The sequence below is a fragment of the Paraburkholderia sp. MPAMCS5 genome (genome assembly GCF_036016995.1).
Classification (GTDB): Bacteria; Pseudomonadota; Gammaproteobacteria; order Burkholderiales; family Burkholderiaceae; genus Paraburkholderia.
Window position 1 is genome coordinate 358,084 of record NZ_JAYXBK010000007.1, and the last position, 14,506, is coordinate 372,589.

Here is a 14,506-nt window from a genome sequence, read left to right on the forward strand (position 1 = left end):
TTGTGAGACGATGGCCTGGACTCGACGCGATATTAGTCGAGACCGCCCTGACAGATGTACTTGATAGACATGTAATCTTCAAGACCGTACTTCGACCCTTCACGACCGTAGCCCGATTCCTTCACGCCTCCGAAAGGCGCTGCTTCGCTCGCGACTGCGCCCTCGTTCAGGCCAACGACGCCTGCTTCGAGTTGACGCGACACTCTGTCTGCACGCCGCATGTCTTGCGTGTAAAAGTACGCGGCGAGTCCGAACGGCGTGTCGTTAGCCAGACGAATCGCCTCTTCCTCAGTCTCAAAACGATAGAGTGGTGCCACCGGCCCGAAGGTCTCTTCGCAGGTGACAAGCATTTCGTTGGTCGCATGCGCAATGACCGTCGGCGCGTAGTAGTTCGGCCCCATTTCTGTCAATCGCTTGCCGCCCGTCAGCACGGTCGCACCCTTCGAAACCGCGTCGTTGACGTGACGGTCAATCTTGTCGATTGCCTTCGCGTTAATCATGGGACCAATCTGAGCCTGCGAGTCCGTCGCAGGGGCGACCTTCAGCGCACCAACTCGCGCGGCGAGCAGCTCGGCGAACCTGTCGAACACGCCCGACTGGACGTAGACGCGATTAGGGCAAACGCACGTCTGGCCCCCATTGCGGAATTTTGCTGCCATCAGGCCGACCACGGCTGCATCGAGGTCCGCGTCGTCGAACACGATGAAAGGCGCATTGCCTCCAAGCTCGAGCGAGAGCTTTTTAAGCGTGCCAGCCGATTCGCGCGCGAGATACTTTCCGACCGCCGTCGAACCAGTGAACGTGATTTTGCGCACGCGCTCATCAGCAAGCCAATCACCAACGGCTTCGATGCCCTGGTCACGCGACGCGCTGAGCATGTTGAGGACGCCGGCAGGAACGCCTGCCTCTTGAGCGAGTGCTGCAAGCGCCAGTGCCGTAAGGGGCGTATCTTCGGCCGGCTTTGCGACCACCGTGCACCCTGCAGCCAACGCGGGAGCAATTTTGCGGGCAATCATTGCCAGCGGAAAGTTCCACGGGGTGATGGCGGCAACGATTCCGACCGGCTCTTTGATGGCGCGCATCTGCTTGCCGCGTTGCTGCTGGGGAATGAGGTCACCGTAGATGCGCGTGGCTTCGTCAGCGAACCAGGCCACGTACGACGCGCCATACGCGACTTCGCCGCGAGCTTCTGCCAACGGTTTGCCTTGCTCCATCGACATGAGCGTAGCAAGGTCGTCAGTGTTCGCAACAATCAAAGCGTGCCAACGCTTCAGAATTTCTGCACGCTCTCGTGGCAGACGCTCACGCCAATCTTTTGCCGCCTTCGCCGCTGCGTCAGTCGCAGCACGAGCGTCAGCCTTGCCGCTGTTCGCGACTTCGGCAATGAGCCCACCCGTCGCCGGATTCGTCACCGGATATCGGCCGTTGTCCACCGCGTCCGTCCATTCGCCACCAATCAAGTTCTGGCGGCGCAGCAGTTCTTCGCGTTTAAGTTTCAGTTCCATACTCGATACCTTGGATAAATACTTCTCGTGTTACTCCGGCGAATGAGCCGCAGGCCTTAACCTTTGATTGCGCGACGAACATCGGCGCTTTCGAGAACGTCGTCGAGCGTCTTACGGACGCGTTGAACCAACATGTGGACTTCACCTTCCGTGTAGCAGAGCGCCGGAGCGAAACCGAGTATGTTGTCGCCAAAGGCGCGGAAGATAATCTTGTTGCGAGCAGCAGCGTCAAAAATGCGGTCAGCGAGATGAAGTGCCGGGTCGAATTGGGCCCGTGTCGTCTTATCAGCGACCAGTTCAACTGCACCGAGCAGACCGGCGTGCCTCGAGTCCCCGACCAGCGGGTGGTCAAGAAGACTGTCGAGACCGCTCGCGAATTTCGGTGCCTGGGCTTGCCCATTCGCTAGTAGGCCGCCTTCCGTGTACAGCCGGAGAACTTCAAGTCCGATAGCGGCGCTCACCGGATGCGCCGAATATGTTTGACCGTGGCCGATTGCTTCTCCCGGCTTGCTACCATCAGCGATGCCTTGATAGACCGCATCAGACATGAGCACTGCGCCCATGGGGGCGTAGCCAGCGGTCAGGCCTTTCGCGATAGTCATCAAGTCGGGCTCAACACCTTCGGTTTCGCAAGCGAACATCGGACCCGTTCGGCCAAAGGCTGTGATGACCTCGTCGGCGACGAACAAAATGTCGAGCCGCTTGCACGCATCGCGCATCGCCTTGAGCCACCCCTTCGGAGGCACGATGACGCCGCCCGAGCCTTGAACTGGCTCGCAGAAGAAAGCAGCGACGTTTTCTGCGCCAAGCTCAGCAACCCTGTCCTCCAGCGACTTGACTGATTTTGCAATGAGCGCCTGGGCATCGTCTGGCGTCTCGCTGCGATAAAGATAAGGGGACGGGATGTGATGCTGGGTCGGCAGCGGAACGTCGAAGTTGCGATGGAAGCTGGCGATTGCTGTCAAGCCAGAGCCGATGGACGACGAGCCGTGATAGCCACGTTCCAGAGCAATGAAATGCTTCTTACCCGGCCGACCGATGGCGTTGTAGTAGTGCGTGATGAAGCGCAGGGCTGAGTCGACCGCATCGGAGCCGCCAAGCGAGAAGTAGACGTGTTGGAGGCTCTTGGGCGTGATGTCGACAAGACGTTGGGCCAACTCGATGGCCGGTTGCGAGCCGAAGTGGAAGTATCCCGTCGCATAGGGAAGCTTTGCCATCTGCTCCGCCGCGACCTTCACGATACTCTCGTGGCCGTACCCTGTATTGACGCACCAGAGACCCGCGAACGCATCAAGCAGTTCGTTGCCTTGGGCGTCATACAACCAGGCGCCTTTACCGCGTTCGAGGACCGTCACGCCGCGCTGCTCATGTGCGCGGTAATTGGCGACGGGATGGATGAGATGCTTGCGGTCTGAATCAATAAGCGTTGCGAGTGACATTTCACAATCCTTGATAGGGGTTAGCCTATCGTTAGAGTATCCGGAGCCTGCAGCATTTGGTTTCGCCCGGAGGAGTCAACCGTCGACTTCCCCAATCGAGCCGAGGCTCCTCGCGGCATTTTCTGCTGTCAGGCGGCCGGCACCAGGTCGTCTGAAAACAGAGGAGCGGTTAGTGCCGTCAACAGTCGAATTTCTTCGGTGATGGCGTTTTCAGGGACAACCTCAGCGCACATGAAGGCGAACGCGCCGACGGTGCGCTTGCAGACGACCACAGGAATGTTGACGAGCGTTGCAGTCCCGAGCGATTGCAGCAGCTTGTGGTCGGGAAAGTAGTGCTCGAGCTCCGCGTCGTTGTTTGCAACAAGTACCTCTCCGCGTTCAAGGACTTTCCGGGCCCAGTCGGAACCCGAAAGCTGTTTCCAGCCACCTACGGGATAAGCGCTCGGAACAGTGGAGTAAATCCGGCGGACGGCGCCAAGTTCTTTCGGTGCCTCGGGGCGCGGACGCGATACCAAAGCCGTCGCCTGGAGAAACGGAAGTCGCGGCTTAACAACCTCGAGCCAGGCTTGAATCGCCTCGTCGCGCGAGGTGGCTTGCCGAATAGCAGTTTGGGCTTGAGCGAGCGTAGCCGAGGGGGCGTTGCCGTTGACGTTCGTGGCGGCGTTGCTCGTGCGAGAGAGGAGCAGCGCCGACGCGCTGACTGCCGCAAGGCTTGCGAAGTGACGACGATTCATACGGTTTCCTCCTGTTTGGGCGATTGGACCTGGCGCCGTGCCGGACTTTTCTTGGTTCTTCCATCAAGCCACTGCGCGAGGTGAATCGCCGAGCGGCCCGTGGTGTTTCGAATCTGCGAGCGACAACTGAAGCCGTCGGTCACGAGGACGGCGCCTTCATCGAGCGGCTGAATTTTTGGCACCAACTCGGATTCGGCGACTGAACGCGCTACGTCTGCCGTCTTCGTGTGATAGCCGAAGGCGCCTGCCATTCCGCAGCAGCCCGTCTGCAGGACCGCTCCAGACTGCGCGGCCTTGTCGACGAGACGAGACTCAGCTTGGACTCCACCGCACGCCTTCTGGTGGCAGTGACCGTGGACGTAGACGCTTTCGTCGAGCTTCGGAACATCGAAGCCTTGCGCCTCGAGGTACTCGGCCAGTGTCTTGACTGAGGTGGCCAGGGCGGTGGCCTTCTCGTCGCTCGGAAAGAGCGAGCGTAGTTCATCACGGAATACTGAAAGGCAACTCGGCTCCAGGACAATCACCGGAAGCTTCAACGCGATGACTTCTTTCAGCTCGCCCATGATGTAGACGAGGTTGCGCTTGGCGTGGTCTAGCATGCCGGCGTCGTAGTACGGACGCCCGCAGCAAATTTGCTTGCTCATGAGACGGACGGTGACGCCATATGACTCCAGCACTCTGACAGACGCTTCAAGAACCTCTGGAGAGAATCCGTTGTTGAAGGTGTCGGTCCACAGCAGCACCGTCTTTGCATCGGTATTCGCCGCACCCGCGTTTTGTACGAGATGCTTGCTGGTGTCACCGTTTCTGAAAGCGGTGGAAGCTACAGCGGGGAACTTGACGTGGGAAGCCAGGCCGAATTTTTCTGCCACGGCGCGGAAAGGACGCATCTTCATGGCAGTGTTCACGACACCGCTGATGCGCGTCGCGATTGGCAGCCATGTGCCGATGTGTCCAATCATCGTGTCCATCAAAGGACGTTTCGCCTTCTGATAATGCTGGTACAAGAAGTGGCTCTTGTACTTCGCCAAGTCAACGTGCGTGGGGCAGTCGCTGCGGCATCCCTTGCATGCGAGACAGTTATAGAGCGAGTCCTTGACGTCCTTGTTGTCCCAACCGTCAGTAATGACTTCGCCCTTGAGCAACTCGAAAAGCAAGCGGCTGCGGCCGCGGGTCGAGTACTTTTCCTCGCGGGTCGCACGATAGCTCGGGCACATCGTCCCACCGTCGAGCGAGCGGCATTTGCCCATGCCGATACAACGCTCGGTCGCGCGCGCGAAAGTGTCTGGCGTCTGGAGATTGCCAAATGAGAAGTGGCTCGGAACTTCGACTCGGCGATACGTCGGCCCCAGTCGCAAGTTCTCATCGACAGGCATGGCGTCGATGAGTTTGCCGGGGTTCATCCGGTTCTTCGGGTCCCAGATAGTCTTGAACTCGCGGAAGGCGTCCATGAGTTCGGGCGAGTACATCAACGAGAGTAGTTCTCCTTTCGCTTGTCCGTCTCCATGTTCCCCAGATAGCGAGCCCTCATATTTGACAACGAGCTTCGCTGCTTCCTGTAGGAACTCGCGCCACGTGTGAACGCCCTGGCTGTTGCGCAGGTCGAAGTTGATGCGCGAATGGATGCAGCCATCCCCGAAGTGGCCGTACATATTCGTTGTGTAGCCGTACCGCTCGACCAATGCAGCGAATTCTCGAAGGTAAGCGCCGAGCAGGCGAGGCTCGACTGCCGCATCTTCCCAGCCAACAACTGGGTCGGGCTTCGATGGGTCATCGCCGATAGAAGTAGCGGATGCGCCAGTTTCCCGAATCGACCACAGTCGCTTCATCATTGCTGCGTCAGACACAACGCGCGCGTTCGGTGAGCCGGGCAACGACGCTGCAAGGTTTGCGGCCGCTTGCGCACGCTCCACGGCGGATTCGAAAGTATTCGTGCCGAACTCGACCATCAGCCACGCATTGCCGTCAGGCAACTCTGCAATGTCGGCAAGGGCAAGCCCCCGTTCGCGTAAGCCACCGACGATGCCTGTGTCCAAGCCTTCCATCGCAATGGGCTCGAGCGGCAGCAGTTGCGGAACGCAATCGGCTGCGTCAAAGATGGTTGGAAAGCCGAACACGGTGACCACCCGCGCGGTCGGATTGCGCACCAGGGTTGCCGTTGCTCGCAACACCGACACACACGTGCCCTCCGAACCGACAAGCGCACGAGCAATGTTGAACCCGTTTTCCGGCAAGAGTTGGTCAAGGCTGTAGCCCGAGACTCGACGCTTCAGCTTCGGGAATCCCATGCGAATCTCATCCGCATGACGGTCGACGAGCTTGCGCAGCGCCTGCACAATCTCGGCTCGACGCCCCCCGGCTGCGATGTGCTCTTGATATGCCGCCTCGTCTGTCGGTCCGACCCAGAACCGCTCTCCGTCATAGGTCAGGATTTCCATCGACTCGATGTTCTCAGCAGTCTTGCCGGCCATCACTGAGTGCGCGCCGCACGAGTTGTTGCCCACCATGCCACCAATCGTGCAGCGGCTATGCGTGGCGGGGTCCGGGCCGAACGTGAGGCCTTTGAGTGCAGCGGCGGTCTTCAACTGGTCACAAATGACGCCAGGCTGAACCAACGCGGTCCGGTGCTCGGCGTCGAGTTGCTCAATGCGGGTCAGGTGTCGCGATGTATCGATGATGACCGCGACGTTCACAGACTGGCCGCACATCGACGTGCCCGCACCACGCGTGAGCACCGGCACGTCGGCCTCGTGACAAGCGCGCATCACCGAAACGACGTCTTCAACTGTGCGCGGCAGGACGACACCGATGGGCACCTGTCGATAGTTCGATGCCTCTGACGCGTACGCTGCTCGAGACCCTGCATCGAACCTAATTTCAGCGTCGCTTGTCTGAGCCAGTCGACGCTGCAGGGAAAGAAGCTTGTTGAGGTCGGGACGTGGGGAGGACGAGTTCGAAGTCATGTGGTCGCGCAATCCGGAAAATGCGGCGAGACTGCGGCTCCACGCGAATTGCGCGTTTGCCTTCAAATCCCGCGTCATTCCAAAATTAAAACGCGACACAAAGTGGAAGTCTTCCTACTTAAAGTAGGAAGGCTGGCGTCAATCTTCGCGGAGTCGGTACAGCGCCATCGCGACCTGGACCTGAAATCGAATCTTGGGGTCTTCGAGCGTGACGTTGAGAATTTCTTCGATTCGCTCGAGGCGATAGCGCATCGTGCTGATGTGAATACCTAGCGAACGTGCCGCGTTGACCAACTGGAAGCCCTCATCTGCGAGCGTGCACAGCGTCTCGAGTAGAGACTCGCCGCGAGGCCGCGAGACAAGTGGTGTAACGAGCCGTTCGATGAGCATGTCGCGGGCGTTCGCGTCGCCAAGAAGCGCTCGAGGAAAGAGAATCTCGTCAAATCGATGCAGTCTTCCAGGGCGCAATGTCGGCAGCAGAGCATCAACGTCCTTCGAGCCTGTCGCCATCCCGTCGACACCTGAGTGCACGCGACTGATTGCCATCGCAGCGCGCTGGTCACTGACCGCGTCCCACAGCGTCTCAGGAGAAGCATCTGCGGGCAGGATGAACTTGATTTGGTTCAGCCATATCGCGAGCAGCTCGGGTTGTCCTGTTGCCCGAAGCTGATGCTTGAGTGACTCCACCCAGCGCTCACGACGATTCAGGCCTTCCGTGGTCAGGGGTATGGGCTCATCGAGCAGCACAAGGCAGATGCGATATTGGCCCGCTTGACTCCAGCCACATACGCGGGCGCGTTCGAGCGCGCTCGGCGTCGAAGTGAACTCGCCGTCGAGCAGCCCGGCTACGAGCGCGTATCCGAGGCGGTCTTCCTGTTGCGCGAGCTGCTGTTGATGCATGAGATGCAGTGCGGCGACCACGCTCGCATGCTCCATTGCTCGAGTGTCCAGTTCATCAACCTCCGCGCCGTCCAAATCGAGCCAGTTCACTGCAACCAGCGAGTCGTGGAGTCGAACCGGCAGCCGGAGCCGATAAAGGGCGCGCCCAGCAAAAACGAATTTCACCCGGATGGGGCGCGAAGAACTGCTGGAATCGATGGGTCCATCGGACAACGAGGTGAGGAACTGCTCCTCAAGCGCCTGCGTTTCGGATTCTGCGGCCGACGTGCCAAGCATCTCACCGGAAATGTTGGTGAAAGTTACTTCGCGACCGACCAGCTTTTTGAGCGTGATTGCGATGTCACCCAGGCTATTCGCTGTCACCGCGGCGTTCGTCAAAGCACGGTGCATTTGCTCCGAGCGCTCAATAATCTCGGCCTGGAAGTTGATTATTTTCGCGAGAATCTCGTGCGTGACCTGGCTGAACTGAACAGCCCAAGGGAGCTCGAGAAGAGGAAAGCCAACACTGCGCGCTTCGTCGATGGCTTCTTGAGGGAAGTGGTCGCGAAAGTGAGGAACCGCCAGCACAACCCCCGCCAGGCCGACTTTACTCAGGTCGCGTACCAGCCGTCTCGAAGCCTCAGTGTCGCTTGGCCAGTTGTAGCCCGTGGTCAGCAGCAGCTCGCCAGGCTTAACCCAGTTGACGATATCTGGGTGGTCGACCATGTGAACCCAGGTGATGTCCCGTTGGAGATTTTCTTCTCCGGCAACAACCTCTGCTTCACGTAAAACGGTTTCACGAATTGCGGTGTCAAGCTTCATGGCGGCGAATAGTTTCGCCGCGGTATCAGCGCGACACCGCGGCAACAATTAAACCTCTTTAGGCTGGCGATAACCGAACAGCACGCCCAGCAAGCTGAACGCGGCGGCGAAGATGACGTAGAACGCCGGCGCCATAGCCGTACCCGTCGTGCTGATGAGCCACGTCAGAATGAGCGACGCGAAGCCGCCGAACGTCATGACGGCGAGATTGTAGGCGACCGAGAGTCCAGTCGAAAGCACCTTGGTTGGGAAGGTTTCCGACAGAGCAGCCAAGATAGGACCCGTATATATCGCGATGAGCACGCCGAAAACGGCCTGAAAAACGCACAGCGTCGCGAGTGACGGAGCTTTCACAATCATCGCGAACATCGGCCAGGCGAGAACAAGCATCGCAGCCGACGCGCCACCGAGCAGCCACTTGCGGCCCACTTTGTCTGAGTACCAGCCGGTGAACGGCGAGAAGACAGTGATGACACCGCCACCGACCATTGCCGCGATAAACGATGCGGATTGCGGAAGCTTCAGGACCTTCACCGAGAACGTCGGCATGTAGAACAGAATCACGTAAATACAAACTGTCCAGAGCACGACCATCGCGAAACTTGCGAAGGCTTGCCACGGGTAATCGCGGAGAACCTCCTTCAGCGGCGTCTTCGACTTCTCTGCCTCGAGGAAGACCGGCGTTTCGTCCAGATTGCGGCGAATGAAGAAGCCGATAGGCCCGATGAGCAGACCCGAGAGGAACGGGATGCGCCACCCCCAGCTCTCCATGTCGGCAGTGGAGAGGCCGAGCGTGATGCCCGTTCCAAAACAGGCACCCATCAAGACGGCGAAACCGATGCTCGTCTGAATCCAACTGGAGTAATACGCCTTTTTGCCCTTCGGTGCGTGCTCCGTCAGGAAGGCAGTCGCCGTGCCCATCTCGCCGCCGGCCGAAAAGCCTTGAAGCAGGCGCGCAAAGACAATCAGGCAGGGGGCTGCCATGCCGATTTGCGAGTAGGTCGGGGCGAGACCAATAATTGCCGTACCGGCGCACATTAGAAGAATCGTCAGCGACAACGCAGCTTTCCGGCCGGCGCGGTCGGAGTAGATGCCGATGAGAATGCCGCCAAAGGGCCGAACAAGGAAGCCGACGCCAAACGTCGCGACCGAGAGCATCAGCGACGTGAGGTCGTTGCCAGTCGGGAAGAACAGCTTTGCGATGGTGATGGCGAAAAAGCCGTACACCATGAAGTCAAACCACTCGAAGCCGTTCCCCAGCACGGTGGCAACAATCGCCCGCCGTCGGGTGGCTTTCTCGTCTACGTAGGTTCCTGCCAAATTTACTGTGTTCATCTCCGCTCCCGATGCGTACTTAGCGCTTTCAATGGTCGGTTCGGTTCCGGTCGGGAACCAGCCGTACCTCATTGAACTCAGCCAGAAATCACATAACTACCCATGTTTGGTAGGAACGGGAGCTTGTAGATTAGTGCAAGAACTATGAATTAGCCCAAAAAAAGCGAAAACGGTCGACGAAATTCCTACTTTCCGTAGGTATTCGCGCGGTTTGTGGCTTCCTACCATGGGTTCCATCTCAGGAGGTGATTTGATGAACAAGGAACTCGACAAAAATCAGAGCGCCGCGGCGCTGCGTGAAACCTACGTCGCTCGCGGTGTGGCGACGGCGCACCCGATTATCGCTACCCGTGCGGCTGGTGCGTATCTGTGGGACGACACGGGTCGCAAGTACCTCGATTTCGTAGGCGGCATCGGTGTGCTTAACGTTGGCCATAACCACCCGGCTGTGGTCGCCGCAGTGCAGCAGCAGCTTGAATCCTTCTCGCACGTCTGCTTTCAAGTGGTCGGCTACGACCCGTACATTCGCTTGGCAGCGCGTCTGTCCGAGCTGGTCGCGCCCGGCCAGGGTTACAAGTCCGTCTTTCTGACGACCGGCGCCGAAGCAGTTGAAAATGCCATCAAGATTGCGCGTGGCTACACGAATCGCCCTGGCGTGATTGCCTTCCGCGGCGGATTCCATGGCCGCACGCTCCTTGGCATGTCGCTTACCGGCATGAGCGCACCCTACAAGCAGAACTTCGGACCGTTTGCGCCAGATGTCTACCATGCTCCGTATCCCAACGCATACCACGGCATCAGCTCGGACGATGCGCTGAAGGCACTCCAGACCATTTTCAGCACGCAAATTCAGCCGGACCGTGTTGCGGCAATCATCCTCGAACCCGTACAGGGCGATGGTGGTTTCCTCGCCGCCCCGGCCGAATTCATGCAGGCTCTACGCGAACTCACGAAGAAGCACGGCATCATTCTGATTTGCGATGAAATCCAGACTGGCTTTGGCCGCACCGGAAAGATGTTTGGCTTCCAGCACTCGGGCATTCAACCTGACCTCGTGACGGTGGCGAAGAGTCTCGCAGGCGGTCTGCCCATCTCGGGCGTTGTGGGTCGCCCCGAAATCGTTGATGCGCCGCAGCCGGGCGGATTGGGCGGCACGTATGGCGGCAACCCGTTGGGTTGCGCGGCCGCAAATGCCGTGCTGGACATCTTCGAGCAAGAAAACCTGCTCGAGCGCAGCGTCAAAATCGGCGAGCAACTCCGGGCTGGGCTGGAAGAGTTGAAGGCCCAGCACGCAGAAATGGGCGAAATCCGTCAAACCGGAGCGATGGTCGCTGTCGAGTTCGTCTCTGATGCGACTACGAAGTCTCCGGACAGCGCGCTCGTACAACGCATCCTCGACGCAGCACGCGACGAAGGCCTGCTCATCATCAAGTGCGGCGTTGAACGCAATGTCGTCCGCTTCCTCTCGCCCCTGACGGTTTCGGACCAGGACGTATCCGACGCACTGGGGATGTTCGGTCGCGCCGTGACTGCCGCCAAGGCTGCTGTCTAAGCGATGCTGGACGGACGGCTTGACGAAGCCACCCAACGCCTGCTTGCGCATCCGTTCGGCGTGCGAGCAGGCGTCATCCGTCATTTTGACATCAATAGTCCGTTCGACGGTTCGGTTGTTGGCACCGCGCCCGACACGGACTGCCGAACCATCGCAGCGTTTTTCGAGCGCGTTGTTATCGCTGCGGGAACGCTTCACACAGCACAAGTCGTTCAGGAGCGGTTGTGTACCTGGGCGAAACGAATCGCCGTACAGCGAGAGAAGCTGGCGCGCACCATTAGCCTGGAGACGGGCAAGCCAATCCGGTTTGCTCGCGTCGAGGTGCTGACGGCGCTCGCGACTCTCGACCTGTATTGTTCGAGCCCGGCTGTGTCCCCGGCACGAGAGTGGACAGCAGCGCAGGTGACATTTGGCATCTTGAATTGGTGCGACCCGGTCTTGTCATTGGTAACAGAGACGGTGGCGGCGCTAAGCAACGGCCGCGCTTTGCTTGTAAAGCCCTCTACGCGAGCCTCGCTATCTTCGTTATCGCTCGCCGCGCTCTGGAACGAAGGTGACGACCTCGACGGATTGCTGTGCGTCGCTCCTTCCACTGACGCGATTGGAATGCTACGTGCGGCACTCATGCACTCTCGTGTGAGCGAAGTCCGGTTTCGAGGAAGCCGTGAGGTCGGCAACTACATCCTGCGTGCGTGCGATGAAGCGTTGGTTCCCGTGACGGTGACTACGGTCACTCGGTCTCCGTTTGCAGTCGACGAGCACTCCGACATCAAGTCCGTATGTGACTCAATCATTCAGCGGGCTTTTTTTCCTCCTTTGCGAGCGGAAGCCGAGCGCGTATCGTGTCTTTACGTACCCGATTCCATTGGGGACTCGGTGGTCTCCGCACTCATCAGCCGAGTATCTCAGTTACATGTCGGAGACCCACTTGATGAGCGTACCGACGTTGGACCTCTAATCGACGATGTCGCGGCGACGCTGCTCGAGGAACAAATCGAAGAGGCGGTGGCCGCAGGGGCAGTGCTTTCAGCCATCGAGTCGGCGGCTGAGCCACGACATTTCCGTCCCGCGATTTTGGACTATGCACAACCTTCCATGCGGGTTTGCCAAGGAGAACTCGAAGGACCTTTGCTCCCTGTGGTCAGGTACAAGCATCCGCACGAACTTCAGGACGTACAGATGTTGAACGCGGACTCGACGGCATAGTGACCAGATAACATCAGCCGTACTGCGGCTTCGTCTCGAGACCCCGTTGGGCTTTGGATACAATTTTCCTATTGTCACAAGATGAGCGATACAACTCCCTACGAAGCGTTTTCGATGGTCGACATGCGTGCCGGTCGCATCGCCCGCGTTGAGTTGAACCCGGAGGCACGCAAGCCTGCCTACAAGATTTGGATTGACTTCGGTGAGCTGGGTGAACTCGCGACCAGCGGCCAATACACGGCACTCTACAAAGCTGAAGAGCTTGTTGGACAGATGGTCATTTGCGCTGTGAATTTGGGCGCACGGCGAATCGCCGGCTTCAAGTCCGAAGTGCTGATGCTCGGCGTCGAGGACGCGGACGGCGCAGTTGTTTATCTCAAGCCGGAGCGTGATGTTGCGCCCGGCACGAAGGTATTTTGAGAATTGACGAAAGCCTGAAAGGGCAAATCGATAACGGAGACAGCATGGGCGCGCCCGGTGCGGAAATTGAAGTCGGCGAAGAGATGGTCGCTGGTTTCGCAAAGAAAGGTTTGGGACAGGTGCAAGCCGCGACGAAGCGGGACCGCGGCGCCGGCCCCTTCCGTCGACTCGTCCTGCGCGGTGCGATGGTCATCGACGGCACGGGCGCACCTCCTTGGGGACCGGCCGACATCGTGGTCGAAGATGGGCGCATCACTCAAGTCGCCGCAGTTGGCGTACCGGGGCTACCTATCAACCCGGCCCGTCGACCCACCGCTGGCGACCATGAGATTGACTGCTCTGGAAAATTCGTCACACCGGGCTTCATCGATTGCCATGCGCACATCGGCACGCCGTTTCACGCAGAAAACGGCGAGATGCTGCCAGCCGACTACATCTACAAGCTTTGGCTCGCTCACGGTGTGACGAGCGTCCGCGAAGCAGGCACGATGAACGGACTTGCTTGGACGCAGCAGCAGGCGGCTGCCGCCGATGAGGGGCAAATTGCTGCACCAACGCTATACCCGTACGTCTATTTTCCTGCAGTCAACGACTACCTGAAAACCATTTTCACGCCTGAACAGGGCCGTGAGTGGCTTCGAAAGGCCCATGCGAAAGGCGCGCGCGGCGTCAAGTTCTTCGGCGCTCCGCCGGCAATCATGGAAGCGGCGCTCGATGAGAGCAAGAAGCTCGGTTTGCGGACTTGTTGTCACCATGCGCAGCTTTCGGTTGGCCGCATGAACGCACTGCGCACGGCCCGTTGGGGACTCACCAGCACCGAGCACGCATATGGCATCCCCGAGGCACTGTTCGACGGTCGTACGCTGCAATCAGTTAGCGACGACTACAACTACAACGACGAATACATGCGGTTTGCCACTGCCGGTCAGACATTTCTGCAGGCAGCGAGGCCCGGTAGCACGAAGTGGAACGATGTCATCGAGGCTTTCCTCGAGGCGGGACATACTTTCGTTCCCACGATGAATGTATACGACAGTAATCGCGATTTGATGCGTGCGCGTCGTGCAGACTGGCATGATGAATACACGGATAGCACGACATGGAAGTACTTCCAGCCGCAACGTGGCGGGCACGGCGCATACTTCTATCGCTGGTCGGTGAAGAACGAGGTCGAGTGGAAGGAGAGCTTCAGCATCCTCATGACCTTCCTGAACGAATACAAGAACCGTGGCGGCCGTGTGTGCGCCGGTAGCGACTCTGGGTTCATGTACCAGGTCTACGGTTTCGGATTTGTGCGCGAGCTCGAGCTTCTTCAAGAGGCAGGCTTTTCGCCTCTCGAAGTGTTGCGAGCAGCCACCGCGCATGCGGCTGAACTTCTCGGGATTGAAGACGAAGCGGGCACGCTCGAGGTAGGCAAGCGAGCGGACATTCTCGTTCACGACCAAAATCCGCTGACAGACTTCAAGCTGTTGTATGGCACTGGAGCCGTCCGCTTGAACGAGGAAACAAATGGCCCGGAATTCAAACGGTGCCTGCAAAAGACGATTCGGGGCGGGATGGTCTACGACGTCGAAGAGTTGCTTTCAGACGTTCGCGAGATGGTCGCAGGTACTTGGCCGGAAGCGTCCAGTGCTCCCCGTACGAAGTGAGG

The 14,506-nt window shown here is 59.0% G+C and carries 10 protein-coding genes; 4 read left to right on the forward strand and 6 right to left on the reverse strand.

Annotated features, from left to right (window positions below; all coding sequences use genetic code 11):
- Window positions 1–32: 32 nt before the first annotated feature.
- The 6 genes from VOM14_RS18860 to VOM14_RS18885 all read right to left on the reverse strand — a co-directional run bounded on the left by VOM14_RS18860 (window position 33) and on the right by VOM14_RS18885 (window position 9,677).
- Window positions 33–1,505 carry an NAD-dependent succinate-semialdehyde dehydrogenase gene (locus VOM14_RS18860; RefSeq protein ID WP_327630247.1) on the reverse strand — a complete coding sequence of 491 codons (1,473 nt, stop codon included), beginning with the start codon at window positions 1,503–1,505 and terminating at the stop codon, window positions 33–35.
- A gap of 56 nt (window positions 1,506–1,561) precedes the next feature.
- A complete protein-coding gene (locus VOM14_RS18865) occupies window positions 1,562–2,944 on the reverse strand; it encodes an aspartate aminotransferase family protein (RefSeq protein WP_327630248.1) in 1,383 nt (460 codons plus the stop codon).
- Between the two features lie 128 nt (window positions 2,945–3,072).
- Window positions 3,073–3,678, reverse strand: a complete 606-nt coding sequence (locus VOM14_RS18870; RefSeq protein WP_327630249.1) for a hypothetical protein — start codon at window positions 3,676–3,678, stop codon at window positions 3,073–3,075.
- Window positions 3,675–6,641, reverse strand: coding sequence for an FAD-binding and (Fe-S)-binding domain-containing protein (locus VOM14_RS18875; RefSeq protein ID WP_442955560.1), 2,967 nt, complete (start codon window positions 6,639–6,641; stop codon window positions 3,675–3,677). Before VOM14_RS18875 ends, VOM14_RS18870 begins: the two co-directional genes overlap by 4 nt.
- Window positions 6,642–6,779: 138 nt before the next feature.
- A complete protein-coding gene (locus VOM14_RS18880; RefSeq protein ID WP_327630251.1) occupies window positions 6,780–8,342 on the reverse strand; it encodes a PucR family transcriptional regulator in 1,563 nt (520 codons plus the stop codon).
- Between the two features lie 48 nt (window positions 8,343–8,390).
- Complete coding sequence (locus VOM14_RS18885; protein ID WP_327630252.1) at window positions 8,391–9,677, reverse strand: MFS transporter; 1,287 nt, start codon at window positions 9,675–9,677, stop codon at window positions 8,391–8,393.
- 253 nt (window positions 9,678–9,930) lie between these two features.
- On the opposite strand from VOM14_RS18885, the gene gabT reads away from it, so the two are divergent.
- The 4 genes from gabT (at window position 9,931) to VOM14_RS18905 (ending at window position 14,504) form a co-directional block, all read left to right on the forward strand.
- On the forward strand, window positions 9,931–11,229 hold the full coding sequence (gabT, locus tag VOM14_RS18890; RefSeq protein WP_327630253.1) for a 4-aminobutyrate--2-oxoglutarate transaminase: 1,299 nt from the start codon (window positions 9,931–9,933) through the stop codon (window positions 11,227–11,229).
- A gap of 3 nt (window positions 11,230–11,232) precedes the next feature.
- A complete protein-coding gene (locus VOM14_RS18895) occupies window positions 11,233–12,435 on the forward strand; it encodes an aldehyde dehydrogenase family protein (RefSeq protein ID WP_327630254.1) in 1,203 nt (400 codons plus the stop codon).
- 81 nt (window positions 12,436–12,516) lie between these two features.
- Window positions 12,517–12,855: a tRNA-binding protein gene (locus VOM14_RS18900; RefSeq protein ID WP_327630255.1), complete on the forward strand. Its 339-nt coding sequence runs from the start codon at window positions 12,517–12,519 to the stop codon at window positions 12,853–12,855.
- Window positions 12,856–12,899: 44 nt separating this feature from the next.
- Window positions 12,900–14,504 (forward strand): amidohydrolase family protein, encoded by a 1,605-nt coding sequence (locus tag VOM14_RS18905; RefSeq protein ID WP_327630256.1) that lies wholly within the window; start codon window positions 12,900–12,902, stop codon window positions 14,502–14,504.
- Window positions 14,505–14,506 lie beyond the last annotated feature (2 nt).

Excerpts from the sequence above, each read along its gene's own strand:
- VOM14_RS18860 (WP_327630247.1), bottom strand. The coding sequence starts at position 1,505 with ATGGAACTGAAACTTAAACGCGAAGAACTGCTGCGCCGCCAGAACTTG.
- VOM14_RS18865 (WP_327630248.1), bottom strand. The coding sequence starts at position 2,944 with ATGTCACTCGCAACGCTTATTGATTCAGACCGCAAGCATCTCATCCAT.
- VOM14_RS18870 (WP_327630249.1), bottom strand. The coding sequence starts at position 3,678 with ATGAATCGTCGTCACTTCGCAAGCCTTGCGGCAGTCAGCGCGTCGGCG.
- VOM14_RS18875 (WP_442955560.1), bottom strand. The coding sequence starts at position 6,641 with ATGACTTCGAACTCGTCCTCCCCACGTCCCGACCTCAACAAGCTTCTT.
- VOM14_RS18880 (WP_327630251.1), bottom strand. The coding sequence starts at position 8,342 with ATGAAGCTTGACACCGCAATTCGTGAAACCGTTTTACGTGAAGCAGAG.
- VOM14_RS18885 (WP_327630252.1), bottom strand. The coding sequence starts at position 9,677 with ATGAACACAGTAAATTTGGCAGGAACCTACGTAGACGAGAAAGCCACC.
- gabT (WP_327630253.1), top strand. The coding sequence starts at position 9,931 with ATGAACAAGGAACTCGACAAAAATCAGAGCGCCGCGGCGCTGCGTGAA.
- VOM14_RS18895 (WP_327630254.1), top strand. The coding sequence starts at position 11,233 with ATGCTGGACGGACGGCTTGACGAAGCCACCCAACGCCTGCTTGCGCAT.
- VOM14_RS18900 (WP_327630255.1), top strand. The coding sequence starts at position 12,517 with ATGAGCGATACAACTCCCTACGAAGCGTTTTCGATGGTCGACATGCGT.
- VOM14_RS18905 (WP_327630256.1), top strand. The coding sequence starts at position 12,900 with ATGGGCGCGCCCGGTGCGGAAATTGAAGTCGGCGAAGAGATGGTCGCT.